Annotated in this window: 24 protein-coding genes; 11 read left to right on the forward strand and 13 right to left on the reverse strand. The window is 62.1% G+C overall.

Features of this window, described 5'->3' with window-relative positions:
• The first annotated feature begins 115 nt into the window (after positions 1-115).
• From O148_RS0103210 to O148_RS0103225, 4 genes are all read left to right on the forward strand, one after another.
• Positions 116-1,081: an aldose 1-epimerase family protein gene (locus O148_RS0103210; protein ID WP_075204276.1), complete on the forward strand. Its 966-nt coding sequence runs from the start codon at positions 116-118 to the stop codon at positions 1,079-1,081.
• Between the two features lie 73 nt (positions 1,082-1,154).
• Positions 1,155-2,393 carry an AI-2E family transporter gene (locus O148_RS14525; RefSeq protein ID WP_051619768.1) on the forward strand — a complete coding sequence of 413 codons (1,239 nt, stop codon included), beginning with the start codon at positions 1,155-1,157 and terminating at the stop codon, positions 2,391-2,393.
• Positions 2,368-3,600, forward strand: a complete 1,233-nt coding sequence (gene ilvA / locus O148_RS0103220) for a threonine ammonia-lyase (RefSeq protein ID WP_035744710.1) — start codon at positions 2,368-2,370, stop codon at positions 3,598-3,600. The genes O148_RS14525 and ilvA overlap by 26 nt, the downstream gene beginning before the upstream one ends.
• 9 nt (positions 3,601-3,609) lie before the next feature.
• Positions 3,610-4,197: a rhomboid family intramembrane serine protease gene (locus O148_RS0103225; RefSeq protein WP_026529765.1), complete on the forward strand. Its 588-nt coding sequence runs from the start codon at positions 3,610-3,612 to the stop codon at positions 4,195-4,197.
• A gap of 147 nt (positions 4,198-4,344) precedes the next feature.
• Here O148_RS0103225 and greA read toward each other — a convergent pair whose 3' ends face one another.
• Both greA and O148_RS0103235 read right to left on the reverse strand, forming a co-directional pair.
• Entirely contained in the window at positions 4,345-4,836 is a 492-nt protein-coding gene (gene greA / locus O148_RS0103230) for a transcription elongation factor GreA (protein ID WP_026529766.1), read from the reverse strand.
• Positions 4,837-5,044: 208 nt separating this feature from the next.
• On the reverse strand, positions 5,045-5,467 hold the full coding sequence (locus tag O148_RS0103235) for a DUF4307 domain-containing protein (protein WP_051619769.1): 423 nt from the start codon (positions 5,465-5,467) through the stop codon (positions 5,045-5,047).
• Between the two features lie 51 nt (positions 5,468-5,518).
• Between O148_RS0103235 and mca the strand changes: the two genes are divergently transcribed.
• Both mca and O148_RS14530 read left to right on the forward strand, forming a co-directional pair.
• Complete coding sequence (mca, locus tag O148_RS0103240) at positions 5,519-6,460, forward strand: mycothiol conjugate amidase Mca (RefSeq protein WP_026529768.1); 942 nt, start codon at positions 5,519-5,521, stop codon at positions 6,458-6,460.
• Between the two features lie 13 nt (positions 6,461-6,473).
• Positions 6,474-6,770 carry a hypothetical protein gene (locus O148_RS14530; protein WP_051619770.1) on the forward strand — a complete coding sequence of 99 codons (297 nt, stop codon included), beginning with the start codon at positions 6,474-6,476 and terminating at the stop codon, positions 6,768-6,770.
• A gap of 104 nt (positions 6,771-6,874) precedes the next feature.
• On the opposite strand, the gene trhA is transcribed toward O148_RS14530, so the two are convergent.
• Positions 6,875-7,594, reverse strand: a complete 720-nt coding sequence (trhA, locus tag O148_RS0103250) for a PAQR family membrane homeostasis protein TrhA (protein WP_075204265.1) — start codon at positions 7,592-7,594, stop codon at positions 6,875-6,877.
• Between the two features lie 145 nt (positions 7,595-7,739).
• On the opposite strand from trhA, the gene O148_RS0103255 reads away from it, so the two are divergent.
• A complete protein-coding gene (locus O148_RS0103255; protein ID WP_026529770.1) occupies positions 7,740-8,504 on the forward strand; it encodes an isoprenyl transferase in 765 nt (254 codons plus the stop codon).
• 328 nt (positions 8,505-8,832) lie between these two features.
• Positions 8,833-10,203, forward strand: a complete 1,371-nt coding sequence (locus tag O148_RS14535; RefSeq protein WP_035744798.1) for a PhoH family protein — start codon at positions 8,833-8,835, stop codon at positions 10,201-10,203.
• Between the two features lie 156 nt (positions 10,204-10,359).
• Here O148_RS14535 and O148_RS0103265 read toward each other — a convergent pair whose 3' ends face one another.
• The 7 genes from O148_RS0103265 to O148_RS0103295 all read right to left on the reverse strand — a co-directional run bounded on the left by O148_RS0103265 (position 10,360) and on the right by O148_RS0103295 (position 19,484).
• On the reverse strand, positions 10,360-11,637 hold the full coding sequence (locus O148_RS0103265) for a Gfo/Idh/MocA family protein (RefSeq protein ID WP_026529771.1): 1,278 nt from the start codon (positions 11,635-11,637) through the stop codon (positions 10,360-10,362).
• 65 nt (positions 11,638-11,702) lie between these two features.
• Entirely contained in the window at positions 11,703-14,090 is a 2,388-nt protein-coding gene (locus O148_RS0103270) for a discoidin domain-containing protein (RefSeq protein ID WP_157374471.1), read from the reverse strand.
• Positions 14,091-14,101: 11 nt separating this feature from the next.
• Positions 14,102-15,061: a carbohydrate ABC transporter permease gene (locus tag O148_RS0103275; protein ID WP_157374472.1), complete on the reverse strand. Its 960-nt coding sequence runs from the start codon at positions 15,059-15,061 to the stop codon at positions 14,102-14,104.
• On the reverse strand, positions 15,058-15,942 hold the full coding sequence (locus O148_RS14540) for a carbohydrate ABC transporter permease (RefSeq protein ID WP_051619772.1): 885 nt from the start codon (positions 15,940-15,942) through the stop codon (positions 15,058-15,060). Before O148_RS14540 ends, O148_RS0103275 begins: the two co-directional genes overlap by 4 nt.
• Positions 15,939-17,255, reverse strand: coding sequence for an ABC transporter substrate-binding protein (locus tag O148_RS0103285; protein ID WP_157374473.1), 1,317 nt, complete (start codon positions 17,253-17,255; stop codon positions 15,939-15,941). The genes O148_RS14540 and O148_RS0103285 overlap by 4 nt, the downstream gene beginning before the upstream one ends.
• Before the next feature lie 120 nt (positions 17,256-17,375).
• On the reverse strand, positions 17,376-18,521 hold the full coding sequence (locus O148_RS16920) for an ROK family transcriptional regulator (RefSeq protein ID WP_051619773.1): 1,146 nt from the start codon (positions 18,519-18,521) through the stop codon (positions 17,376-17,378).
• Positions 18,522-18,740: 219 nt separating this feature from the next.
• Complete coding sequence (locus O148_RS0103295) at positions 18,741-19,484, reverse strand: hypothetical protein (RefSeq protein ID WP_026529775.1); 744 nt, start codon at positions 19,482-19,484, stop codon at positions 18,741-18,743.
• Positions 19,485-19,543: 59 nt separating this feature from the next.
• On the opposite strand from O148_RS0103295, the gene O148_RS0103300 reads away from it, so the two are divergent.
• From O148_RS0103300 to O148_RS16925, 3 genes are all read left to right on the forward strand, one after another.
• Positions 19,544-20,047: a prepilin peptidase gene (locus tag O148_RS0103300; protein WP_026529776.1), complete on the forward strand. Its 504-nt coding sequence runs from the start codon at positions 19,544-19,546 to the stop codon at positions 20,045-20,047.
• A gap of 12 nt (positions 20,048-20,059) precedes the next feature.
• The gene (locus O148_RS0103305) at positions 20,060-20,530 is read left to right on the forward strand and encodes an NUDIX hydrolase (protein ID WP_026529777.1); all 471 of its coding nucleotides are present in this window, start codon (positions 20,060-20,062) and stop codon (positions 20,528-20,530) included.
• Positions 20,531-20,681: 151 nt separating this feature from the next.
• The gene (locus tag O148_RS16925; protein ID WP_026529778.1) at positions 20,682-22,430 is read left to right on the forward strand and encodes an LPXTG cell wall anchor domain-containing protein; all 1,749 of its coding nucleotides are present in this window, start codon (positions 20,682-20,684) and stop codon (positions 22,428-22,430) included.
• Between the two features lie 78 nt (positions 22,431-22,508).
• Here the strand turns inward: O148_RS16925 and O148_RS14555 are convergent, their stop codons facing one another.
• The 3 genes from O148_RS14555 to O148_RS0103325 all read right to left on the reverse strand — a co-directional run bounded on the left by O148_RS14555 (position 22,509) and on the right by O148_RS0103325 (position 26,734).
• Positions 22,509-24,221 carry an MDR family MFS transporter gene (locus tag O148_RS14555; RefSeq protein ID WP_051619775.1) on the reverse strand — a complete coding sequence of 571 codons (1,713 nt, stop codon included), beginning with the start codon at positions 24,219-24,221 and terminating at the stop codon, positions 22,509-22,511.
• Positions 24,222-24,245: 24 nt separating this feature from the next.
• Positions 24,246-24,920: a TetR/AcrR family transcriptional regulator gene (locus O148_RS16930; protein ID WP_051619776.1), complete on the reverse strand. Its 675-nt coding sequence runs from the start codon at positions 24,918-24,920 to the stop codon at positions 24,246-24,248.
• Positions 24,921-24,982: 62 nt separating this feature from the next.
• Positions 24,983-26,734 (reverse strand): pyruvate dehydrogenase, encoded by a 1,752-nt coding sequence (locus O148_RS0103325; RefSeq protein ID WP_026529779.1) that lies wholly within the window; start codon positions 26,732-26,734, stop codon positions 24,983-24,985.
• Positions 26,735-26,800: the final 66 nt, after the last annotated feature.

Here is a 26,800-nt window from a genome sequence, read left to right on the forward strand (position 1 = left end):
CAGGGGCCGGCGGCGGCCGGCGAGGGGCGCCGGCGGGCGTCGGTGGGTAGGTGTGGTGCGCGGTGGGAAGTCATCGGCTATCGGTGCGAAGTGGTCACTGAGTAACATCGACATCATGAGTGAGCACGAGCAGCAAACCAGCGGACCAGACACCAGCAGCTCGGGTGTGCCCGATTCCGGCGCCGCCCCGGCAACCGGCGCCCAGTTTGAAATCATCCGCGGGCGCGCCCGGGTAGGAGTGTGTGCGCTGGCTGCGGGGTTGCGCTCTTTTCGAGTTGACGGGGTACCGGTCGTCACCGAGTACGCCGACGACTCGATTGCCCCGGGAGGGGCCGGAATTACGCTAGCGCCCTGGCCCAACCGCGTAGCCGGCGGAAAGTGGCGGTATCAGGGCAAAGAGATGCAACTGGACATCACCGAGCCCGCACTCGGCAACGCTATCCACGGCTTGTTGCGCAATACCGGGTACACGCTGGCCGATCTTGGCCCCTTTCACGTCTCACTCACCGCGACAATTTACCCGCAACACGGATACCCGTTCCACTTGGAGCACACGGTCACCTATCGGCTGCTGGAGGATGAATCGCTGCAGGTGACTCAAGCGTTGCGCAACCTGGGCCCCGCCGGTGCCGGCACAGCGCCGGTTGCCCTCGGTGCACACCCTTACCTGTGCCTGGGGGACACCGCACCCGAGGATCTCACCTTGCGTTTTCAAGCCAGCGGAATGATAGAAAACGACGCTCGAAACATTCCGGTGCGCACGGTTGACGCGGGACCCGAGATTGACATCAACGTGGGGATAGACAATCCCGACAATTGTTACGTGGGGGTAGGCGGGGATGCCGATCGCCACGAGTTGCGGCTGGAAAGCGCGGAGGGCCAACAGGTGACCCTGTGGGCGAATGCGCCACTCGATTACTTCCAAATTTATGTGAACAGTAGCTATCCCGGCCGCGGGCGGGCCATTGCGGTGGAGCCCATGAGCGCACCGGCGAATGCCTATAACTCGGGGGAGGGGCTCGCGTGGCTGGAACCCGGGGGCACGTTCGCCGTGCACTGGGGAATCAGCACCGACATATAACTAATTTGGAATACTTAGATGACCGGTGACATATGGAACTATGGAACCAACGTTTTGAGCGGAAAGGACAGTCATGAATCGGGACGGAGGCAAGGAAATCGCCGACAATCAAGCGTTGACGCGTGAAGAAGTGATTACCACCGTTCCGAACGGTATCCGCATTGCCGCCGCCTGGTCCTGGCGGGTTGGTGCCATCCTGGTTTTGGCCGGGATGCTGGTGTGGCTTTTTGCCCCGCTTCGCGTGCTCATCATCCCGCTCCTGATTGCCATCCTGCTCACTGCACTCTTGCTCCCTGCGAAGACATTCCTCATTCGGCATAAAATGCCCAACGGGCTGGCGACGGCCATCCTCATCCTGGCCCTCATTGCCTTTGTCGGCGGCGCGCTCGCGCTGGTTGGCAGGCAACTCTACGTGGGTTTCCGCGAATTGTGGGACAAAGCGCTCGAGGGCCTGACGCAAATCCAACAGTGGCTGGAGTCCGGCCCGCTCCAACTGAGCGCCGATGAACTCGGCCGCATCATCGACAATGTTCAAGGCCAACTCGAAAGCAATAGTTCCAGTATTGTCTCCGGGGCGCTCAACGTTGGTTCTACCGCGGGAGAAGTCGGCGCCGGACTGCTCCTAACCATTTTTGCCCTGATCTTCATCCTCCTGGAGGGGGAGAAGATTTGGAACTGGATCGTGAAACTGGCGCCGGTCCGGGCACGCACCGCCGTGGACGGAGCTGCCCGCAAGGGCTGGAAATCGCTGACCACCTATGTGCGTGTGCAGGTCTTCGTGGCCGCGGTGGACGCCGTGGGTATTGCCGGTCTCGGCGCGCTGATCGGCGTGCCACTCGCACTCCCGCTGGGCGTCCTGATTTTTATCGGCTCCTTCATCCCGATCGTCGGTGCCCTCTTCACCGGCTTCATTGCCGTACTTTTGGCACTGGTCGCCAACGATTTCTGGAACGCCATCGCCATGCTCGCCATTGTGCTGGCCGTGCAACAGTTGGAGAGTCACGTCCTGCAACCGCTGGTGATGGGCAAGGCTGTGAACCTGCACCCCCTCGCCGTGGTGCTCGCCGTCAGCGGCGGCACCCTCGTCGCCGGCATCGCCGGCGCACTCTTTGCCGTCCCCTTGATGGCATTCCTCAACACGACCGTGCGCTACTTGGGCCACAAGCCCTGGCGCACCGAAAGTTCAGCTGAACCGGACGATCTCCAGGACAGTGATACCGACACAACGCCCACGGGCGTGCACGATCGATCCGCAGAAAGTCCCCACAGTGGCACAGACAACTCCCATGAGCGTCCAGACCGTCAGTCTTAGTAAAATCCTGGATGCACAACAACTCCTGGACGGGGTCGTTGAACTCACCCCGGTAGAAACCTCCCGCGCCCTCGGCCGACAAATCGGCTCCGACGTGTACCTCAAATGCGAAAACCTGCAACGCGCCGGCTCCTTCAAGGTACGCGGCGCCTACGTCCGCATGGCGGGTTTAACCGACGCCGAAAAGGCGAAGGGCGTCGTAGCCGCCTCGGCCGGAAACCACGCCCAAGGCGTCGCGGTGGCCGCGGCGAAGCTCGGCATTAAGGCCCGCATCTACATGCCCGTCGGCGTCGCCCTGCCCAAACTCGCAGCCACCCGCGGCCACGGCGCCGAAGTCATCCTGCACGGCAACAACGTCGATGAGGCGCTCGCCGAAGCCGAGCGGTTCGCCGAAGAGACCGGCGCCGTCTTCGTCCATCCCTTTGACAACGCGGACGTCATTGCCGGTCAAGGCACCATTGGCCTGGAAATCCTCGATCAGATTCCGGACGTCGACACGATTGTCATGGGCGTCGGCGGCGGCGGTCTCCTCGCCGGGGTCGCCACCGCGGTCAAGGCCCGCGCCAAAGAACTCGGCCGCGACATTAAGATCATCGGCGTCCAAGCCGAAAACGCCGCCGCCTACCCGCCCTCGCTCGCCGCGGACGCGCTTGTCCCGCTGCAAAGGGTCACCACCATGGCGGACGGCATCGCGGTCGGCCGCCCCGGCCAACTCCCGTTCCAAATCATCCGCGAACTCGTCGATGACGTGGTCACCGTCAGCGAAAACTCGCTCGCCCAGGCTCTCGTGTTCCTCCTGGAACGCTCCAAAATGGTCGTGGAACCCGCCGGCGCGGTCGGCGTCGCGGCCCTCCTCGACGGCACCATCCAAAACTCGGGCACCACCGCGGTCATCCTCTCCGGCGGCAACATCGACCCGATGCTCATGCTCAAGGTCATCCAGCGCGGTCTCGCCGCCGCCGGACGTTACCTCGTGGTCCGCATGCTGCTCCGCGACCTCCCCGGTTCGCTCGCCACCATTTCCCGCATCATCGCCGAATCGGACGCGAACGTCACCGGCGTCGACCACACACGTGTGGGCGGATCAATCTCCATGGGGGACGTCGCCATCACGATCAACATGGAAACCAAGGGCCACGAGCACTGCGAACTCGTGCTCGGCAACCTGCGCGCCGAAGGCTTCCAACCGATCGTCATCGACGGATAGAGCACAACCATGAGCACCCAGGACATCGAGAGAGCCCCGTGGTTCCGCGGGCGCGCGGCGCTTATCGGTTCCGGTGTCGCGGCGCTCGTGATGACCGTCCTGCTCCTGATAGACACCATCTGGCCGCGCTCGCTCTCGGCCCGCTTCGGCATCCTCCCGCGCAATGTGGACGGGCTCGACGGCATCCTCTTCGCCCCGCTGCTCCATGCCAACTTCTCGCACCTGATCTCCAACGCCATCCCGCTTGCGGTGCTGTGTTTCCTGGTCGCCATGGAGGGCTGGCGTCAGCTCGTCACGGTCATCGCGTTCTCATGGCTCGGCTCCGGACTAGTCGTGTGGCTGGTCGGCGCAGGCAACACGATCGGCGCCTCCGGAGTCGTCTTCGGGCTCTTCGGCTACCTGCTCACCCGCGGCATCTACACGAAAAACTGGCGGCACTGGCTGCTCGCGGCCGTCCTCTTCCTCATTTACGGCTCCATCCTCTGGGGCCTCACACCGCTCGCCGGCCCGGGCATCTCCTGGCAGGGCCACGCCGCGGGCTTCGCGTCGGGCGTCCTCGCCGCGCTCTTCCTCAGCCGCCGCCGCGCCTCCCGGTGACCGCGATCGAGGCGTGGTGGTCACCCATGCGCGCGGGTGACCGCGATCGCGCAAGTACAGTCACCCTGACGCCCACGCAACCACAAAGAACGACGGCGATGCCCACCTAGGTGGGCATCGCCGTCGTACATTGGGGTACTTGGTGAGCTAGCCGGTGAATGGTTTGGCGGAAAGAATTTCCACCTTGATTTGTTTGCCGTTGGGCGCTTCGTAGCTGGTCTTGTCGCCGGCCTTGAGCCCGTGAATCGCGGCGCCGAGCGGGGACTTTTCGGAGTAGACATCCAGGTCCGAGTCTCCGGCAACCTCGCGCGAGCCGAGGAGGAACTTCTCCTTGGTTCCGGCGACCTTCGCCTCGATGAGCATGCCGGGGCCGACCTCGCCATTATCCTCGGGCGCCTGGCCGACCTCCGCGGTCTCCAGGAGCTGGGTGAGCTGGCGGATGCGCGCCTCGGTCTTGCCCTGCTCTTCCTTGGCCGCGTGGTAGCCGCCGTTTTCCTTGAGGTCGCCCTCGGAGCGTGCTTGCTCAATACGTGCCACAATCTCGGCACGGCCGGGACCGGAAAGGTACTCCAATTCCTCTTTGAGGCGGTCGTACGCTTCTTGGGTCAACCAGGCTACTGGTTCGCTGCTCGTTGACACGTGTCACTCCTTGGTTTTGTTGTCCGCGCGAGGTTGCGCGAACTTCTCTGCCGCCGGTTTGCTCCAGCGCAATGACAAGCAAACACCCCGCCTGTCACATGCCTCAAACCGTGGCCTGCGCGTCAAACGGGGCGAAGTTATTGAAATAGCATACGGAGTTGGCGCGCCGAATGCGAACACCGCGCGGGGTTTGTGTCCAGATTGAGACCTATTGGGCGATCCAGCAGGAGTTGACGTTGCCGGTCGCGCCGGGGGCGTCGGTGCGCAAAGAGACCGTGTACATGGTGGTGCGGCCGTTGTTTTCGCCCTCGCTTGGCGCGTTCGGCGGGATTTCGATGACCTTCCAACCGGTGACGGCCTTGCTTTCCTCCATCGCCTGAACCGCGCAATATGCGGTGTCGGCCGGGTTTTTCGTGACCCTGAATGTGACGTCGACGCGGGTGTTGTCGATGACTTGGAAACCGACGTCCTGGGCCGATACTTGGCCGGCCGGTTTGATGTTGAACAGTGCCACGATTCCGACCATGACCACCAGCGCACCGCCGATCAGCCACCAGCGTAGCTTTGCGGACAGGCGAGGCTTTTCGCTCTGCCCGTACCTGTTGGCTAGTCTGGTTTCTGGTGTTGACACCCCAATAGTTTATGGCGCGCAGGCGCTCTTTACAGAATCGAAGGATGCCCCATGGATTCCAGCAGCGACGCGCTTTCCGCACCGGGCCGCGAACCATTGCGGCTGTTGACCGTGCACGCGCACCCGGATGACGAAGCAAGTAAGGGCTCGGCAACCATGGCCAAATACGTGGCCGAGGGCGATGAGGTCATGGTGGTCACCTGCACCGGCGGTGAACGCGGCGACATTCTGAACCCTGCGGTCAACGCCGTGCCACAGGCGCACTGGGATTTGCCGGGGCTGCGCCGGGTGGAAATGGCTCGTTCTCAGGCCGCGCTTGGCGTCCAACACGTATGGCTCGGTTTTATGGACTCGGGATTGCCCGAGGACCCGGAAAAGGAGCCGCTCCCCTTTGGTTCCTTCGGCACCCTTCCGCTCAGCATCGCCTCGCGCCCCTTGGTGCGGCTCATCCGCCGGTTCAAGCCGCATGTGGTGGTCTCCTATGACGAAAACGGCGGCTACCCGCACCCCGATCACATCATGGCGCACCGGGTGGCGGTTGAAGCGTTTCGCGCCGCCGCCGATCCCTCCCTATACCCGGAGGCGGGCGAGGCGTGGGCTCCGGCCAAGCTTTACTATGACCGCGCCTTCAACCCGGAGCGCTTCCGCGCGATTCACCAGGCGTTTGAAGACGAGGGCGTCCCCTCGCCCTACGCGGAGTGGATTGCCAAGCGCTTCGACGAAAATACCGAGGGCCAGGATCCGGCGGCGCCGGTTCACGAAACAACCACCCAGGTTAATATCGGCGATTACATCGGTGCCCGCGAAGATGCCTTGCGGGCGCACGCCTCGCAAGTGGACCCGAACGGCTTTTTCTTCGCGGTGTCCCCGGATATGCAACGCCGTGCCTGGCCGTGGGATGATTACACTCTGATCTCATCTTCGGTTGAGACTCAGGTTCCCGAGTCAGACTTGTTTGCAGGCCTGCGCGCGGGCCATACCGCAACCCCCTAGGAAACGAGCACCGTTGTATTCCGCCCTGTCCCTGTTCCTCTCTGCCACCGGCACGCCCGAACCGCAACCGACGCTCAATCCGAGCATCGACCCAAACGACGTCACCCCCGGCGCCATCGGCTTCTTTGTGACCGCGGCCGTGGTGATCATCGCGATCCTGCTCATGTTGGACATGGTTCGACGTATCCGCCGTATCCGCTACCGAGAAATGGCCGAGCAGAAGCTCCTGGCGCAGCAGGAGGCAAAGAACGACGGCGATGCCTCCAACCAGCCCACCTCACCCGAGCCTTCCCCACCAGCAAAAAAGTAGGCGCAGATTAACAAACTTGTGCGGAATTCCGTACAACTTCGGTGATCTGCGCCAACTTTTCCGTTCGGGACGTTCGGGATGGGAGAGCCGGGCGGACGGGGGCCTCAGTGATTGGACAGGACCGCGAACATCACCGCAATGTAGTGGCAGACAAACCCGCCAACGGTGAAGGCGTGGAACAGTTCGTGGAAACCAAACCAGGTGGGGGAGAAGTTCGGCCGCTTGAGCGCATAAAAGACCGCCCCCGCGATGTACATGGCCCCGCCGACGCAAATCAAGATCGCGGCCGGGATGCTCGCGGCAAAAAAGTCGGGTATGAACAGGAGCGCCGCGCAGCCGAGCATGACATAGATCGGGACGTAGAGCCAGCGCGGCGCGTGATGCCACAAGAGGCGGAACGTGATTCCGGCAATGGTCGCGGACCAAATCACCCACAGTAGTATGCTCGCCTTATCTGAGGGCAATAACGTCACCGACAGCGGTGTGTAGGTGCCAGCAATGAGCAACAAAATGTTGGTGTGGTCTAGACGTTTAAGGACCGCCTTGACCTTGGGCGACCAGTTCCAACGGTGGTAGGTCGCGCTGATGCTAAAAAGCAGGACGGCGGTGAGAGCGTATACGGCAGAGGTCACCTTGTCGATGCCGGTTGGCGCCAGACAAATCAGCACAATGCCGCCCGCAATCGCAAAGGGCACCATGACCAGGTGTATCCAGCCGCGCCACTTGGGTTTCAGCTCGGCAAGAACGTCCGAGGCGTGCGGATGTGTGTCCTCACGGGCGGCCTCGAGCGGCGCAGAGGAGGGTTCGGTGGAAGCAACTGGCATGGCAAGAAGTTTAGCCTACCGGCCAGTCAACTAACTGGGAGTTCACTCAACCTGCGAGCGTTGACGCGGTAAGGTGCTTAGTGGCGGTAAACCGCGAATGCGGCACCGGCCGCAGCATGCGAATCCAGCGGAAAGGACGTGCCAGATGCTCAGCCTGCCATCCTTTCTCTACCGATTTTATGAGCGCCGCTTGGCCCGCGGGCTCGTCCCGGAGCGTATCCCACAGCACATCGGGGTCACCGTTGACGGCAATCGCCGTTGGGCAAAACAAATGGGCGCGTCCACCGGGCACGGCCACCAAGCCGGAGCCGATAAGATTCTCGAATTTCTGGGCTGGTGCCATGAACTCGGCGTCAAGGTTGTGACGCTCTACATGCTTTCCACCGACAATTTGAACCGCTCGGCCGAAGAGCTCGAGCAACTTCTGGGCATCATTTCTAATACCTTGGAGCGCCTCGATGAGGACGAACGCATCAACGTGCATGCCGTCGGCGCCCCAGAAACACTGCCCGCACCGCTTGCCGAACAACTCGCCCGCCTCGCCGAAAAAACCCATGAAGCAAACCTATTGCACGTCAATGTGGCCGTGGGCTACGGCGGCCGGCGCGAGATCGTGGACGCGGTCAAGGAACTCCTGGAAGACTCCGCGGCGAAGGGCAAGGACGTCACCCAAATTGCCGCCGAGCTCTCCGACACCCAAATCTCCGATTACCTCTACACCCGCGGCCAACCAGACCCCGATCTCATCATCCGCACCTCCGGCGAACTCCGGCTCTCCGGTTTCCTCATGTGGCAAAGCGCCTACAGCGAGTTCTACTTTTGCGAAGCGTTGTGGCCAGCCTTCCGGCGCGTCGACTTCTTGCGTGCGCTCCGCGACTACGCCAATCGCCAGCGTCGCTTTGGCGCGTAGCCGCGCCGGGCACAGCCGGCATCGCCGGCGACAGCCTGGCACCACCTGGCCCGCACGTTCAACCTGAACCTCAATTCACCAAGAGTTAATGTGCGACACACGCGAATACGGGGGTACGGTCAGTCACCCGAGGCGTAGTGTCTGTGTCATCGGCCGGTAATTCCGCCGGCAGATCGGGAGGCCACACGATGGATCACGGTGCACAGCATCGATTCAGCACAGGGGCCGGCACCGGCCCGCGTGGCCTCGCCGTCCACCGCACATTTCGAGGCGGGGCCCTGCGCCCCGGTCTGGAGCAATAGTGGCTGCACCAACCGACACCACCGTCATGGACACCACCGAAGAATCACAAGCCAGGATCGCACACCAACGCGAGCCTGGCTTGAGTGTTTCCGGCGCGGAATCCACCGGCACTAAGACCTTCGTCATCGACACCTCCGTCCTGCTCTCCGACCCGCGCGCCATCATGCGCTTCGCCGAGCATGAGGTCGTCTTGCCGATCGTGGTCATCACCGAACTGGAGAAGAAACGGCATGACCCCGAACTCGGCTACTTCGCCCGCAAAGCGCTGCGGCTCCTCGACGATCTGCGGATCGAACACGGCGGTCTCAACCAGTTCATCCCGATCGGCACCGACGGCGGCTCGCTGCGAGTAGAACTCAACCACATTTCCACCGAGGTGCTCCCGGTCGGATTCCGCGGTACCGACAATGACTCGCGCATCCTGGCGGTTGCCAAGAATTTCTCTGACGAGGGTCGGGACGTCACGGTCGTCTCCAAGGACCTGCCCATGCGCGTCAAGGCGTCGGCGATGGGCCTGGACGCGGATGAGTACCGCAACGAATTCGTCAAGGATTCGGGGTGGACAGGGGTCGCCGAGTTGGAGGTGGGCGAGGAAATCGTCAACGCGCTGTATGAAAACCAAGCAGTGGAGTACGACGACGCCACTCGCCTCCCAGCCAACACCTCCTTAATCTTGACGAGCGTGCGCGGCTCCGCGCTCGCCCGCGTCGGCGCCGACGGCAAGATGCGGCTTGTCCGGGGCGACAAAGACGTTTTCGGGCTCCATGGACGCAGCGCGGAACAGCGCCTCGCGATTGACCTGTTGAGCGACCCGGAGGTCGGGATCGTCTCGCTCGGCGGGCGGGCCGGTACCGGCAAGTCCGCGCTTGCACTGTGCGCCGGACTCGAAGCGGTGATGGAGCGGCGCGAGCATCGCAAGGTTGTGGTGTTTCGACCGCTCTTTGCCGTGGGTGGCCAGGAACTCGGATATCTGCCCGGGGACCAGGGCGAAAAAATGAACCCTTGGGCGCAAGCGGTCTTCGACACTCTCGGCGCCCTCGTCTCCCAAGAAGTGGTGGAAGAAGTCATGGACCGCGGCATGTTGGAGGTGCTCCCGCTCACGCATATTCGCGGACGCTCCCTGCATGACTCGTTCGTCATCGTTGACGAGGCCCAGTCGCTGGAAAAGAACGTGCTGTTGACTGTGATGAGCCGGATCGGGCAGAACTCCAAGATCGTGCTGACTCACGATGTCGCCCAGCGCGACAACCTGCGCGTCGGCCGGCATGATGGGGTCGCGGCCGTGGTGGAAACGCTCAAGGGCAACGGTCTCTTCGGGCATGTGACTCTCACCCGTTCCGAGCGCTCGCCGATCGCGGCCCTCGTGACCGACCTATTGGAGCGCGCCGAAATCTAACCCCCAGCCCGTCTATGTAGCGCGACACGCCGAGGGAAACACCATTTCCTCGGCGTGTCGCGCTACATAGACGGGGGGAGAGGGAGGGTGCGGGGCGACGGCGGCGACGCGCGTGATGAAGGCGAGCAACGCCGTCGTACCTGATGTTGCGCTACGTCACCGGTGTGCCGCGGCCGCCAACTCAGCCATGCTGACGGTCTGCCCGGTGTGTCTGGATTCTTCCGCCGCCCACACGAGTGCGTGCGAGCGGAAGCTCGTGCTGGCGTTTGCGGCGTCCGCCTCAGTTGGGTTTTGCAGCGCATTCAGGAAGGCGAGGATCAGCTCATCGTCGGCGCCGCCATGGCCGTCGGCGGCACTCGCTCCGCCCCGAGTGGCAAGGTCGATGGTTCGTTCGGTGTTGGTTGCGAAATCTAGGATTTTCAGCCGGGTGCCGTCGCCCTCGATACGGCCCGCGGTGCCGAAAATGCGAGTTTTGCGGAAGTCCAGTTCGCTGAAGGCAACGGCGGTGAAGGAAGCGGTGGAACCGTCGTCGAACTCGATATTGGTGATTTGGTGGTCGGCGACATCATTCTGCCCGTTAAACACGCATTCGCCGTAGGGGCCGTTCGCGAGGGCGTCCATAACCGAAGCCTCGGAGACATGCGGGGTGAGGACGCCGAGCGGCCACACTTCGCCAACCGGATCGCCCAGGAATCGGCGGTAGATGGTGGGCGCCGAGTACGCGCAGGTGTTGACGAGCACGCAGTCCAGACACCGATTGGCGGCACCGGCTGGCTTATTCTCGGGGCGGAAGTAGAACAGGCTCCCAAAGGAAGACACCTTGCGGGCTTCGCGTCCGCTGATGAAGGTAATCCAGTCCAGATCGTGACTCGATTTGGCCAAGAGCATGGGGCTGGATGTCGCTTCTCGGGCCCAATTTCCGCGAACGTACGAGTGCGCAAAGTGCCACCAGCCGATCGGTTCCACGTGCTCAATTGACACCAGGGTTCCGATGGTTCCCGCATCCAAAAGGTCTTTGAGCGTGCGGGTGTAGAGGCTGTACCGCAACACATGCGCCACCATAAAAATGCTCCTATTGCGCTCCACCGCCTCCACAATTCGTCTCGCGTCCGCTTCGCGCGGGGCCATCGGTTTCTCCAGCAAGATGTTGTAGCCGGCATCGGCAAGCGCGACGGCGGGTTCGGTGTGCAAGGCATCCGGGGTGGCAATGATCACGGCATCCGCGGCGGGTTGCGCGGTGGCGAACTCGCGCCACGTTGCGAAGGTGTGCTCATCTGCAATGCCGTAGGTCTGCTGGAACCGGGTGCGAACCTCTTCGCGCGGGTCGGCGATGCTGACGATCGCGGAGCGCCCGGTGGCGGCGGCAATTTTCGCGTATTGAGTGCCGCGTGCGCCGCCGCCAATGACGGCGAGGCGGAGGGGAGTGGCGGGCATGGTGGCCTCCATTGTTGGCTGGGGTGCTCGGACGCGCGGCTGGCCCGTCCGAGCACCGGTTGGGGTTAGCGCAGTTGCACTTCGTTCAAGGCGATGGTGCCCCAGGTGGTGTTCGCCCGGGTGATCTGGATTTCAAATCGCGTGGCGGTGACTGGCGCGGGGAAGGTGAGAGTCTTTTCTTCCACCGTCGAAGAGTTTGAATTCCAGGTGATGGTGGCGTTGGACAGAACCGGAATCCATGCGCCGTTGTCGCCATTACGCGCCCGGATGCTCACCTGTGTTGGGCCTTGCCCACCTCCAAAGTGCGCGAAAAGGCTAATTTGGTTGGTAGTGATCCGGCGAGTATCGATTTGCACGTAGCCCTGCCCGGTGGAGGTCGATGCCCAGGACGTCGCCGGGTTAGTGTCCGTGAGGTATGCGCTCGAGTTTTGGTCCCGTTCGCCGAGATTGCCAGTGGCGGCCATGCGGTAGCTCGCGCCAATGTCGCTCACGGTTGCGGGCACTCCTGCCGGCGTCTTCGCGACGACCCGCAGGCCGTCGGTGCTGGGCGTATTGGGCAGCGCCACCTTCTTTATCTGTGTGCCGCCATTTTGCGACCAGGTCAGTGGGACGTCGGTGAGTTGGCTGACCCATGCCGAACCGTCCCAGGTTTGAACATCTATGGCGGATGGTGCTCCGTTGGTTGGATCGGCGGCGATGGTGAGTGCGTCAATGGTGCGTTTCTCGCCGTAACGCACCTCGAATTGGTTCGGTGCCGGACTCGCTAGCGTTTTGCTCACCGCGTGTTGGAACGCGCCGAGGTCGGTCGCACCGTCGGGGACCGGCGTCCCGGAAATGTCGGCGCTCTGCCCATCGGTGGTGATGCCCTTGTTCAGCACGTCCGGGTTTGTCGCGACGTAGCCTGCGAGGTAGGCGCGGACTTGCTCCTTGCCGATCTTGCCGTCAGCGGGCAGTTGCACGCCGGGGTTGGCGAATTGGGGATCGAGGGTCATCGCGGTGGGATCGTTGGCCGGGGTGCTCGCCGTGGTGCCGTTTTCCCAGTACACATTATTGGAGTACGACGACGTGCGGTCGCCTTGGTAGCGATAGGTCGCCTTGGCGGGGTTCACAAAGATGTTATTAAACAAGAGTTGGCTTTGTCCGGTCTGATTGCGCACCCAAGCCTCTTGTTTCTCAGGGGTTGTCTCCCCGTTGATGGTCGTGCGGGTTGCGGTCGGCTCGCTGGTTCCGACAATGGTGTTGTTGTAGGCGCGGGTATTGCCGCATCCAGACCACAGGCTGAAGGTTCGGCGTTTGTCATTTACGCTCACGTTGTAGCGCACCTGGTTGTTCCAGGAACTGATCAGGCACATGAAGAAGCCGCCCTCATTATCTTCGGTGACGTTGAATTGCACCGTCGAATTTGTGGTACCCATATCCGCGTCAAAAGCCTGGGCGTCGACAGCTCCGAGAGATGTGTACAGGCCGGTGTACCCGGTGCGGCGGACCACGTTGTACTGCACCAGTATGTTGTTGGTGCCTTGCCACCAGATAGCGACGTTGCCGCCGCCAGCGACAAGTTGCCGGGAAGCCGCGCGGTCTACGGTGTTGTATTCCACCACGGCGTTGTCCGCGTACTGCGGGGTGATGCCGCCGCCGGTGGTGTCATGCACGTAATTGTCGCTGATGACCGGTGCGTCAAATGCCCGGCGTTGGGCGCTGAGCTCGGAGGTGGGGATTCCGGTTTCATTCGGATATATCTGGCAGTTGGCGCACCAGGTGGTGAAGGTGGATATACCGTAGGCGTTGATGTCGCCGACCTCGTTGCCGGTGATTTTGAGCTTGGAGTACCAGGTGGGCACCGAATTGCCGCGCACGCCGACCGCGATGCCCCCATTGCCGATGCCACCGGACTTTCCTTGACCATCGACGGAGTGGACATAATTGTTTTGGATGACGATGCCGTTAATTTGACCGATGTCTTTGGCCTCGACGTAGATGCCACGGTAAATGGAGTTTGTGGACGTGGTAAATGCGGCAGAATTGGTCACTTCCAGGTCTTGGACGCGCAGGTATTGAGAGTTTTTCACGTAGACCGCGTTGGTGACCGTGGCATTACCGTTAATGCGTGCACGGCCTTGCCCGTACGAGCCCACGATGATGGGGGCGGTTTCGGTGCCGACTCCGGTCACGTTGAGACTGCCGGTCCAGGTCGAGCCGCCTTTGAGCAGCAGCCGATCCCCGGCGTTCAGCGTGAGCGAGCTGGCCTTTTTTAGGCTCTTGAATGGCGCGCTTTCCGACGTGCCGGCGTTGGCGTCGTCGCCTGCGAGCGAATCGACATAATACGTTGTCGCTGACGCCTGAGCGGAGCTGGCAGTAAGTGTGGCCTGAACCGGGACGGTTGCGCTTGACAGCAGGCTGGCCGTAGCGACGAGCGCCAATCCTTTCCTCAGGCCAGATGGTGGGAATTTCATGAGGGATCTCCTTACTTGACGGCGCCCATGGTGGCACCTTCGACAATTCGTCTGCCTGCCCAGGCGTACAGCAGAACGATGGGCCCAATCACGAGGACGACCCCGGCAAAAAGGGCGCCCCAATTGGAGGTGTATTGGAGGGAGTAATACATGTTGAGCAATGCCGCAGGAAGAGTGCGTAGCGCTCCGTCTGGGACCAACACCAAAACAAGGAGCGTTTCATTCCAGGCGCCGATGGCGGTAATCATGGCGACGGTTGTCAGGGGTCCTTTAGCGAGTGGAAGCATGATGCGGCGGAAGGTCGTCCACGGCCCCGCGCCGTCCAGTGCGGCCGCCTCTTCGAGCGAGGCCGGCAATGACTTGAAGAAGGCCGTCAAAATGAACACCGTCCATGGGATGGCTGTCGCCGAGTACAAAATGATGAGCCCGATCCTGGGGTCCCAGACCCCGGTGACCCAATCCACCATGAACATTCCGAATGAGGTGTTCATGAGGAAAAAAGGAATGAGCACGCTTTGCATGGGAAGAGCGATTCCTAAGGCAAAGTAGTAGGTCAACCGATCTGCGCCGCGTCCGGTCATGCGTGCAAGTGCGTAAGCGGCCGGAGTGGATACGGCGAGCACAATGATCAGCGTTGCACCGACAAAGACGAGGGTCGCCAAGGTGGCCTGGCCGAAGCCCGCTACCGTCCATGCCGTGACGTAGTTGTCCCACTCGATCTTGGAGGGAAGAGCAAATGGGCCTAAAAGTATTTCTGACGTCGATTTGAAGGACGTCATGATCACCCAGACGAGCAGACCGATATTGAAGATTCCCCAGGCCCACAACATGAACTTGCACAGCCAGGGGACCAGCGAGTCGCCGCAGAAACGGGTAAACCTGCGCCATGCGCTAGGAGTGGGCTGCGAAGCTACGGCGTTTCGGTGAGTCGGGGTGACGGTTTTATCCGGGGCGGTCATAGTGGTGCTCAAAATTCGACTCTTTCTCTGCGGGTCAGCAGGCGAACCAGGACCAGCAAGATCGCCGATAGGATCACCATGAGGACGCCGATGGCGGCGGCAATGCCAAGTTGGGGAAGCCCAGAATTTCCGTTAAAGAGCAGGAACTGTTGAACGGCTACAGTGCGCGCTCCGGGTGGGACCGTCGAGTTAGCGCTTCCGGTAAACGCCAGCACAATCTCAAAAATCTTGAGCGAGCCGATGACCCACAATGTTGCAGCAGTGGCAAAGACATCCCAGGTGAGGGGAAGCGTGATGGTGCGAAACGCCTGAACCTTCGTCACGCCTTCTAGCTTGGCCGCCTCATAGAGTTCCTTGGGGATGGTATCGACAGCTGCCAGCAAGATGAGCGCATAAAATCCCGCGGCGGACCAGGCGAGGCCCACAATGATGCACATAAAGACGAGATCGGGTCCCAGCCAATTTTGCGGGGGAATCCCAAAGAACCCGAGAACCCCGTTGAGAGCGCCCCGCGAGTCAAGCGCGAAGCTAAGTGCGGCGCCGATGGCTATCGGGGAGATGATGTTCGGCAGGTAAATGATGGACCTCAGGAATTTGCGGCCGCGCATTTGCTGCATCACGACCATCGATCCGAAAGCAACCGCGAACACGAGTATCCCGCCGGCGACGGCAAGCACCACAGTGTTGCCGAAAGACTGCAAAAAGGTAGGGTTCGTGAGCACCTCAATGTAGTTGCTCAGGCCAATGAACTTCGGCTCTACACCCAGTCCAGACCATTCGGTCAGACTGAAATAAAACCCTACAATGGACGGGAGGACAAACAGTAGCGTGTAGATCAGGACCGCGGGCATCAGGAACGCCCGCAGTCCCTTCTTATGTGCGAGTGTTTTCACTTGTTGGACTTAAGGAATTCTTCGGTCTTGGATTTTCCTTGGCCGACAAACTGTTCCGGCGTGACTTGGCCGAAGATGAGTTGGTCGCTGAGCGGAAGCATCGTGTCCTTGAACCACGCGGGGATCTTCGCCGGGGCGTTGTCCATGTAGCCCGTGGTTTGGGTCGCTTCCAAGACGTTCTTCTGCATTGCCTGCAAGGACTCCGGGGCCACGGCGTCTTTGCGGGCCGGAATATTCAGTGCATCTGTACCGATCTTGTCCGCCCATTTCTTGTTGACAAGGAAGATGATGAACTGCTGGGCGCCGGCCGCGTTCTTGGCTTTGCTGGACACACACCATCCCAAGGTGTTGAGCTCGGCAACGGGCTGGGACGAGTCTCCGAATTCGGGAAACGCGAACGTTGAGAGCTTCGCGGAACTGGGCGCCACGGCCTTGACTTCACCGGCTAGCCACGAGCCGTTGTTGTCCAGCACATAGTCTCCTTGCGCCCAGGCGTTTTGTGCGTTGGGGTAACGCGAACCCTCGTAGCCTTTTTGGAAGAAGTTCTTTTCCCGGAGCATGGCAACCTGCTTGGCCGCTTCAAGAACCCGCGGATCGTCCCAGGCAGATGCGTCTTGGCCGAGGTTGAGGATGCTTCCGGCACCGGCACTGCGAAGCATCAACCAGTAGAACCAGAGAATGTTGTAGGAGGAGTTGCCACCCTCTTGGGCGATGGGGATCTGCCCTTGAGCTTTCGCTTCGGTCATGAACTTGACGAGGTCATCCCAGGTTTGCGGGGCGTTGGAAGCCAATTCTGGTTGCTTGGCTGCATCGAACCAGATACCGCCGGACAAGATGGTGTGCGGGATAAACCCTTGACCCTGATTATCCGAAGAACTCTTGAGAACTGGTTCCACAAATACCGAACGGACGGTGGCATCTTCGCCGTAGATTTGTGCGTCGAGAATGGGATTTAAGTCCGCGATGAGATCGCGTTCGCGGAATACCGGGACGTGGTCCGGGGCGCTATCAAACATGTCCGGGCCGGAACCGGTGGCCGCCGCGTTAATGATGTCCTGCCGCCCGGTTTGTCCCAGTGTGCGAATCTTGATGGTGACGCCGCTTTCCGCCTGGAACTCCTTGGCGGCTTCGGCGAAAATTTTGGCTTGCGGAGTGTCAGCGGGCCAAGACGTCCAGTAGTCGACGGTGCTACCCGACGCGGCCTCGGTGGCTTGCGTTGCGCCCGAAACTTTCTGACCACATGCGGCGAGGGTCAGCCCCATCGCTCCGGTAGTGAACGCAGCGAGTACAGTTCTGCGAGACGGCAGTGTCATGGTGAAACCCTTCACGAGTGAAACGAGCCGAGCTCTGAGCTCGATGTGATCTAGATAATATGCAAGGTCATTGCATAAATCAAGAGTTGGAGGGTTCACGGTCGGTAATACTGCTCTTGGCTATGCGGTAAAGACGGTGGCGTCGGCAAGTTCCAGCGCATTGCGAACAGCGCCATCCAGTACCGAATCCGGTCCAGAGAGCCCCGGCAGCACAGCGGTCGGTGTCAGCACGCGGGGGGCAATCTCGGTTTCCAGGTTCTCACTGAGCGCGATTCCGATCTCCTCCGGTATCCCGGTGACGACGACTGCATCGGGGTCGAAGGACAACACGAGAGCGGCCAGCCCGGAGTTAAATTCGCGTGCGACCTCCTGGATCCGCAAGCGACGTTCCTTGTCCGGTAGCGCGGCGATCCCCGCAAGCGGAGTGTCAATCTTGGACCATCCCACTTCCTCCAGCGCGCCGATTTCGCCCGCAGCACCATTGCTGCCCCGGTGCAGGCGGCCGTTCAATATGATCCCGGCGGAGGCGCGGCGTCGAACCAACACGACGATCACATTCTTGAGATCGGGGCGGTGCAATCCCTCGCTTAGGGCCGCGAGATTGGCATCGTTTTCCACGGCCACCCTTGCCGCAAGCAACCGCGCGAGGTCGGCGCCGATGGAAGACTCCTGCCACGAGGGCAAGACCACCGAACGCGAGATGCCGCCGTCAGGGCCCACCACACCGGGCACCGATAGGGTCACGGCCAAGAGCGCCGAAAGGTCGATGCCTGCCTTAGCCGTGGCGGCACCGAGAATTCGATGCAGCCAGTGTGCATCTAACGAGTCCACGCTTTCTGGCTCAAAGGTTACTTCCGCGAGCGTGTTGAGGCCCAGGTTCGCAATACGCACCGTGACCGAATGCAGATCGACGTCCACACCGGCGACCGCTCCGAAATCTTCGTTGAAGGCAAACAGCCGTGCGGGTCGACCGCGCGCACCGTTGCTTGCCGGTGCCGGTGTTTCGCTGACCCAACCCAGACTTACTAGGGAATCCAGAACGGTGGATAGCGTCGGTCGGGAGAGGCCGGTGACCTCGTGCAGATCGGTGAGCCGCAAGGGCTCTTCGGCCAAACGCAGCGCGCGCAAAGTCGCTTGGGAATTGACCTGGCGCAGGAACGAGGTGGCCGAGACCACCTCGGGAGTCACCGGCGTGGGCATATCGTGAAGGATGCGCGGGCGCTCCCGGGACGGCCCTTCGCCCGCACGCCTTGCTCCGCTTTCCATGCCTTCCCCCTCTTGCAAGTGAAATGCTCCTATCCAGTGTGCACGTCCGGCCAGAAGTCTACGCTGAGTTGGCGATGAGCGAGAGCACCCCGAGCCCCGCCTGCGGGTGACCGAAATTCCATGGCGCGTCCCGCCGAGAAAGGCGAGCATCGCCGTCGTCCTTCCTCATCTATGTAGCGCGACACGCCGAGGAAAACCGCATTTCCTCGGCGTGTCGCGCTACATAGACGGGGAGCGGAGGGACCAGGAGATGTGCTCGCGCACGTCGGTGAGCGGGGCGTCGTCCGGGATGAAGAGTTCGTCCAGCATGTATTCGTCGACTCCCAGGATTTTCAGGTCGTGTCCCGCGCCCGCGTGCGGCCCATCCAGCGCGCGGCTGCGCACGCACACCGCAGTGTCCAGGTCCAAAGCGATCTCGGTCGGGGCCTCAGCCACGAGCTCGAAACCGGGGTATGCGGGCCGGTAATACGGCGTGCGGGTGAGGGTAGCGACCCACGCCCGGCGCCCGTCAATATCCTCCTCCCGCAGGTCATCGAGGCGGGTCGGATTCAAGTAGGGTGTTTCAAATGCCACCGGCGCACTGCCGGCGATCTCCGCGGGGTCCAGCAACGCCGCGAAGTGCGCGTCTTGGTAGATCGGCTCGCCGTAGGCGGCCTGGGGGCGGCGGGTCACCAGGCCCTGATCGTCATAGACCGGGGTGACCAATTGCGGGGGCAAAAGCCAGGACGCGCGGGTGTCGGCAACGTAAAAATCCGCACGCGAATCGTTGATGCTCGTGGTGCTGTAGAGCAACTGGCCGTCCGCATTCTCCACCCGGAGGGCGCCGGGGCGGCGCACCCAAAAGCGCGTGGCAGCTGCGTTGTCGCCGGGCGCGGACACCGTGAATCGCAACGAATCCCACCGCCACGGCGAGGAGCGGGCAAGATTGCGGAAGGAGTCCGGGGTGAGCGTCATGGCAGACATATCCACAAGTCTAGGGCGCGCGCCAGCGCCGCGCACCGGATGTGGGATACCGTGTGCTCATGGTGGAACTTGTGGGGGACATATGGGGGAGCAGCGCACTCGCCGGTGTGTTTCTTGTTCTCGCGCTGGCGGTGTATGTCGCTGCGACGGCGACCCTCACGGTGATCGACTTTCGCGAGCACCGGCTCCCGAACAGGATCATTTTTCCCGGGCTCGCCGTTGCCCTTCCGCTCTTGTGCGTGACCGGGCTGCTTGCGGGAGAGCCCATGCGGGCCCTCGGTGCGGTGGGCGGGGCGGCCGGGGCGTTTGCGGTCTTCTTCCTGATCAGATTTATCCATCCGCCGGCCATCGGATACGGCGACGTCAAGCTGGTAGCACTCTTGGGCGCCTATCTTGGTTTTGTGTCCGTGGAGGCGATTCTTTGGGCGCTCCTGCTCGCGTTCCTGGCCGCCGGACTGGTGAGCCTCGCCCTGGTTGCGGCCCGGCGCGCCACCAGAAAAACCGCCATCGCCTTTGGCCCGTATCTCATCCTCGGCAGCACGCTCGCCCTAATTTTCGCGTGATAGATTCGCCTCATGCCCACCCCAGACTTTGTCCTTGAGCTCCGGAAAAAGATCGGCCATGACCTGATGTGGAGCCCCGGGGTCGCCGGCGTGGTGATCAACAAGGCGGGCGAAGTGCTGCTGGGACGCCGCGCCGATAACGGCGAGTGGACCACCATCACCGGCATGCTGGATCCGGGCGAGCATCCCGTTGACGGGCTGCTTCGCGAAATCGAAGAGGAAACCGCCGTCCAGGCTCGCGTGGAGCGGTTGATCGAGGTCAGCACCACCGATGTGGTCACCTTCGCGAATGGGGATCGGTCCCAGTTCCTCACCTTGGCGTTCCGGTGCGCCTATGTGGGTGGTCAGGCAATGGTGAACGACGACGAATCCGCCGACGTAGCGTGGTTTGCTCCAGAGGACTTACCGCCGATGCGTCCGGCTCACACCCGACGGGTAGCGGTTGCGCTCGGCAAGGAACCGCTACCCGATTATTTGCGCTGATTCCCGCTTCCGTGGCCGCGATCGGCGGCCCTATGTAACATTTAGGTTTCGAGAGTAACCGGTGGCGTTCTCGCGGCAATTCCTGTGACATCACCCACTTTTCCGGTGGGTACCGAAACGGCACTATTGCCGCCTACACACAGGAGTCATCATGAACACGCACCGTTTGAGGGGACCGGTCGCACTCATTGCGGCGCTGGCTCTCGCTGCGCTTCCCGTCACCGGGGCCATGGCGCAAACGACAAGCGAGCCAACGGATCCGTCCACCGCCGCGGAGACCCCGAGCGCCGCCGCGACCCCGACCGACGCAACCGAGGAACCGACGGCGGATCCCACGCCTGAGCCCTCAGTTACCGATTCAGGGGCACCCACCGAGGACCCGGCCGTCACCGAATCCCCCACTGCCACTAGCGAACCGAGCGAAACGGCGATCGCGTCTCCGAGCGCAACCCCAACCAGCACCGCGGCCCCCTCGGAAACGGCAAGCCCAACTCCGACCCCGGATGGACCGGACGTGCACCCCGAAATTGACCTCGGCGGTGTCACCGAGACGGGACCCGGAAATCTGCCCATCACGATCGGGGGCATTGTGTACGGGGGCGAATTCGCGGTAGAACTACTGCCGCAGGCAGGACAATCCATGACCGAACCACCGCCTATCGTGGTCGGTACCGCGGACGCCCAAGGCAACGCGACGATGGATTTTGTGATCGGCGATTTTAGGCAGGATGGACCATACCGATTGCAAGTTACGGACCTCACCACCGGGATCACCGGGGTCAGCAACGTCTTTGAGCTTAAGCACGAGGGGAACATCTCCTTGAACATGAATAAGTTCAATTGGGGCGACACGATGATTGCTCAGATCACGGGGCTGGTTCCCGGATCCACCTTCGACTTCGAGGTCCGCCATCCGATCACCGGCAAAGGCACATCCATGACCGGCCTTGTTGCCGGAAACGATGGCACCTCGGCGGTCACGATCGGGATTAGCCGCGAGGATTTCGCGGCCGATCCAACCCGGGACGCCGCGGTAGCGTACGGTGACTTCGATATCTTTGTCACGAATGCCGAGGGCACAATCGTTGCCGTGAGTTCGGCCACGATTCAATCCGAAGGCGGCGCGACTCCCGCCCCCTCGCCAACCTTGACCACGCCGGAAATGGCAGTGCCCGGTGAGAGCGTGAACGTCGGCCTGAACGGTTTTGACGCCGACCAAACCTACGAATTGCAACTGGTACATCCCGACGGATCGGCCATCGATGGGAACATTTATAACGGGATCACCGCGACCGTCGATGCGAGCGGTGCCGGGTCCGGAGAGCTCCCCGTCCCGTGGGTCATCCAGCCGGGCAAGTACAAGGTTATTGCCCTGGATGCCAACAAGAAGATTGTGGCTGAAAGCAACACCATTCAGGTGCGCTACCCGGTTGAATTGAGTACCGACAAGTCGACCTACAACTATGGGGATCCCTTCACCCTGACCGCAACCGGATTTGCCCCGGGCGAAACCGTCCGAGCACTGCTGGGCCTGCCCTACAGCGACGGGGTTATCTGGATCCAGGAAGGGCTCAAGGCCGACGCGAACGGCACCATCGTGTACTCCTCGACGATCCAGTTCAACCAGGGTTTCCAGTACCGGGTTCAGGACAAGAAGGAATTCCAGGATTTCGTCTTCGTGGTGGAGAACCCGGATAAGTCGGCATTCGGCGTGGCTCCGGTATCGGTACAGGTTGCCGGACCGGCGCTGCCCGGAAGCGACACCAACGTGCAGGGCGGGGGTACGCTCCCTGAGACCGGCGCCTCGCTGAACGGCCCGATGCTGGGCGTCGGGACGGCACTGCTGCTGGCGGGTGTCGCGGTGTTCTTGATCAGCCGCCGCACCCCGCGCCACGGCTAAGAAAAGTTGACGCAGATTACCGAAGTTGTGCGGAATTCCGCACAACTTCGGTAATCTGCGTCAACTGGGTGGGGGAGGTTAGGCGGACGGCGGGGTCTCGCGCCCGGGTGAGGCATCGCCGTCGTGCGTCGGGGCGGTACCAGCTTCGGGGGCCGCGACAGAAGTCTTGGCCCCGCCCTTTGCCGCGCGTGCGGCAGCTTCCATATCTTTCGCTTCCTGCCCGGAGACCGCCTCGCCGCGCGCCACCATACCGGCGACGTCCGAGAGCGGGATTTGCTTCAGGGTCAGCGCGAGAATGAGCGCGACCACCAGGAACGGGATCAGGTACCAGAACACCGGGGCCAGCGAATCCGCATAGGCGTTGACGATCGCGTCGCGAACCGGGGCGGGCAGTTCGGCGAGCTTTTGCGGATCGATGGTGGAGGTGGCTTGGCTCGCCTGATCGCCGGTGGCACCGGCGGCAGTGAACGCCTCGGTCAACTTCTCGGACAGTCGAGATGTGAAGATCGCGCCGAAGACCGCGACGCCGAGGGAGGCGCCAACCTCGCGGAAGTAGTTGTTCGTACTGGTGGCGGTGCCGATCATCGTCGGGGAGACCGCGTTCTGCACTACCAGGACGATGACTTGCATGATGAAACCGAGTCCGGCGCCGAAGAAAAACAGCTGCACGCAGATGATCCAGATCGGGGTGGCGGCGGTGAGGGTCGTCATCCAGAGCATCGCCCCAATGGTCAGCAGTGTGCCAATGATCGGGTACATCTTGTAGTGGCCGGTTTTGGTGATGGCGATGCCGGAGAAGATGGATGTCGCGAAGAGGCCCACCATCATCGGGAGCATCAGCAATCCCGAGACCGCGGCTGAGGTGCCGGAGGACATTTGCAGGAATGTCGGAACGAACGCGAGGGCGGCGAACATGCCCAGACCAAGCGTGAAGCCGATCGCCGTGGCGTTAATGAAAATGCGGTTCTTGAACAGGCCAAGCGGGATGATCGGGTCCTGGGCGCGGCGCTCCACGGCAATGAACGCGATGACGGCCACCAACAAACCGGCACCGATGAACCAGGTCTCGGGTGCGTCCCAACCGTAGTCCTTATTGCCGCCGAACTCGGTGAAGAAAATGAGCGCCGTGGTGGCGGCGGACAGGGTGATGACGCCGAGGATGTCGATCCGTTTCTCCGGCTTCTTGTTCGGCAGGGTCAAGGTGAACCAGGCGACGATGAAGGCCGCAATGCCGATCGGGATGTTGATATAGAACGCCCACTGCCAGGTCAGATGGTCCACAAAGTATCCGCCAAGAAGCGGGCCGGCCACGGCAGACAGGCCGAAAATGCCGCCTAGGGGCCCCATGTACTTGCCGCGCTCATTCGCCGGAACAATGTCCGCGATGATCGCCTGGGAGAGGATCATCAGGCCGCCGCCGCCCAGACCCTGCATGGCCCGGAAGGCGACAAAGACCCAAAAATCGGAGGCGAAAGCGGCTCCTACCGAGGCCAGCGTGAAGAGCGCGATCGCGATCAGGAACAAATTGCGGCGACCCAGTACGTCGCCGAACTTGCCGTAGATCGGCATCACAATGGTGGTCGCGAGCAGGTATGCGGTGGTAATCCAGGCTTGGTATTCCACGCCGCCGAGTTGGCCCACAATGGTGGGCATCGCGGTGGAGACAATGGTTTGATCCAAGCTGGAGAGCAGCATGCCGGAGATGAGTGCTGCAAAGATGATCCAGATGCGCCGTTGGGTGAGCGCAACGGGGGCGGGCGCAGGCGCAGCCGCGGTAGATGTCTGTGTCATGAGTTTTCCTGGGTGGGGGAGTGGTTAGTGAAGGAGAGTGCGGAGGACTTCGAGGCGTTCGCGAAGCGCGTCCACAAATTCCTGGTGGGTGTGCTCTTGAGCGCCGCTGCCATAGAACTCGAAAGCGACATTGCGCCACAGATTCGTGATGAGCCAGACGGCGCTGACAATGCGCGGGTCGGCGACATCCAGGCGCTCGCGCGCGGCAACCAATTCGAGATATCGGCTTTCCCAGCGTTGCGAATGGTTGATGAGCAGCGTGAGGAGCTTGGAGTCCTTCTCGATCGCCTGCATCATGAGCGCGAAGTCATTCTTCGCGTCCGGGTGCTCGGCGGCGACATCGCCCATGAAGCGTGCAAAATCATCGATGAGGCTCTCCGACACCTCGCCAGCGGGTGTGGCCGGCCGAGAATCCATGAAGCTCTGCACCGCGGCCTCGGGGAAGCCATCCTCATGCATGCCTAAAATGGCGTCTTCCTTGGTGGCGAAATAGTTGAAGAACGTGCGCCGGGATATGCCCACGCGCTCGCAGACCTGTTCCACCGTGTAGTGGGAGAAACCCAGTTCGGCAGAAAGCGCTAGCGAAGCGCGCGCGATGGCCTCGCGGGTCGCGCGCCGCTTTTGCTCGCGCAATCCCTCGCTCAGGCGAGGGGCGCTGCGGGAGGAGGCATCGCCGTCGTACTTTGCACTATGGGTCACAAAGTAAAGTTTTGCACTCTAGGATAAATAGTGCAATTTATTGCGCTGTGAGGTGTGGCACCTTAGCTGCGCGGGATGTTGCGCAAATTCGAGCGGACCATCGCGACCGCCTCGCCCGCGCCGCCGCCGAGCACGATTTTGGACATTGCGGTGGCGAATCCGAATACCTGGTCGCCCTTGATTTTTGGCGGGATGGAAAGGGCGTTCGGGTCGGTGACAACGTCAATCAGAGTGGGGCCAGGCGTGGCGAAGGCCTTGCGGAAACAGCCTTCGAGCTCGCGCGGGTCCTCGACGCGGAAGGTGGTGAAGCCGATCGCGGCGGCCAGGTCGGCGTAGTTGACCGCGGGGACGTCGACGCCGAAATCGGGGAGCCCGTCCACCAGCATTTCCAGTTTCACCATGGCGAGCGTCGAGTTGTTAAAGACCACCACGTTGAGCGGGAGCTGGTAGGCGGCCGCGGTGAGCAATTCGCCAAGCAGCATGGAGAGGCCGCCGTCCCCGCTCATGGCGACGACCTGGCGATCCGGGTACGCGATTTGCGCGCCGATGGCTTGCGGCAGCGCGTTCGCCATCGAGCCGTGGAGGTAGGAGCCGATCAGGCGGCGCTTACCGTTGGGGTTGATGTAGCGGGCGCTCCACACGTTGCACATGCCGGTGTCGGCGGTGAAAATCGCGTCCTCGGCGGCGATCGCGTCCAGCATTGCGGCGGCGTACTCCGGGTGGATGGGGGTGAGCTTCTCGACCTTGCGGGTGTACGCGCGCACCGATTTTGTCATCAGGCGCTTGTGCTTTTTCAGCATTGCGTCCAGGAAGCGGTGGTTCTTTTTGGGCTGAACCAGCCGGTCCAGGGCCTCGAGGGTGGGGAGCACATCGGCGTGAACGGCAATGTCCACGTTGGTGCGGCGGCCGAGTTTTTCCGGGGCGCGGTCGATTTGCGCGGTGATTGCGTCATCGGAGAGGAACTGGTCATAGGGGAAGTCGGTGCCGATCAGGATCAGAAGTTCCGCGTCATCGATGCCGGCCGCGGCCGCGCCGTAACCGAGCAGGCCGGTCATGCCAATGTCGAGCGGATTGTCATATTGGATGAAGTCTTTGCCGCGCAGGCTGTGGCCGATGGGTGCGCCGATTTTTTCGGCGAAGGCGATGATTTCATCGTGTGCGCCCTCGGCGCCGGCACCGGCGAAGATCGCGATCTTGTCGGTGCTGTTGATGGCCTCGGCGAGGCGGTTGATCGGGCCGTCGGCGGGGTGGAGGGTGCCGCGGGTGAAGTCCACGGTGAGCGGTGCTTTCGCGGTTGCGTCCTCATCGGCGATGTCGCCGGGAAGAGTGATGACGGAGACACCGCCCAATCCCACCGCATGTTGGATCGCCGAATTGACCACGCGAGGGCACTGGTCCGGGGTAGAGACGAGCTCGGAGTAGACCGAGCATTCGTTGAAAAGCCGGTCCGGGTGCGTTTCTTGGAAGTAGTCGGAGCCGATTTGGCGGCTGGGAATGTGCGAGGCGATCGCTACCACCGGCGCGCCGGAGCGATTCGCGTCATAGAGGCCGTTGATCAGGTGCAGGTTGCCCGGGCCGCAACTTCCCGCGCAGACCGCGAGTTCTCCGGTGAGTTGCGCGTCTGCGGCGGCCGCGAAGGCGGCGGCTTCCTCATGGCGCACGTGGATCCAGTCGATGCCGCCTTTCGCGCTACCGCCGGTGCGGCGCACGGCGTCCACGATCGGATTGAGGCTGTCGCCCACAATCCCGTAGATGCGGCGCACTCCGGCGGCCTGCAGTTGCGAAATGATCTGTTCGGCAATGGATTGCGCCATCGGGGGCCTCCTGAAAATCGCGGATGCCGCGGTTGGCACGAGTGCGTGGCTGGCCGCGGCGGAATT

The sequence above is a fragment of the Haematomicrobium sanguinis DSM 21259 genome, from assembly GCF_000688395.1.
GTDB lineage: Bacteria > Actinomycetota > Actinomycetes > Actinomycetales > Micrococcaceae > Haematomicrobium > Haematomicrobium sanguinis.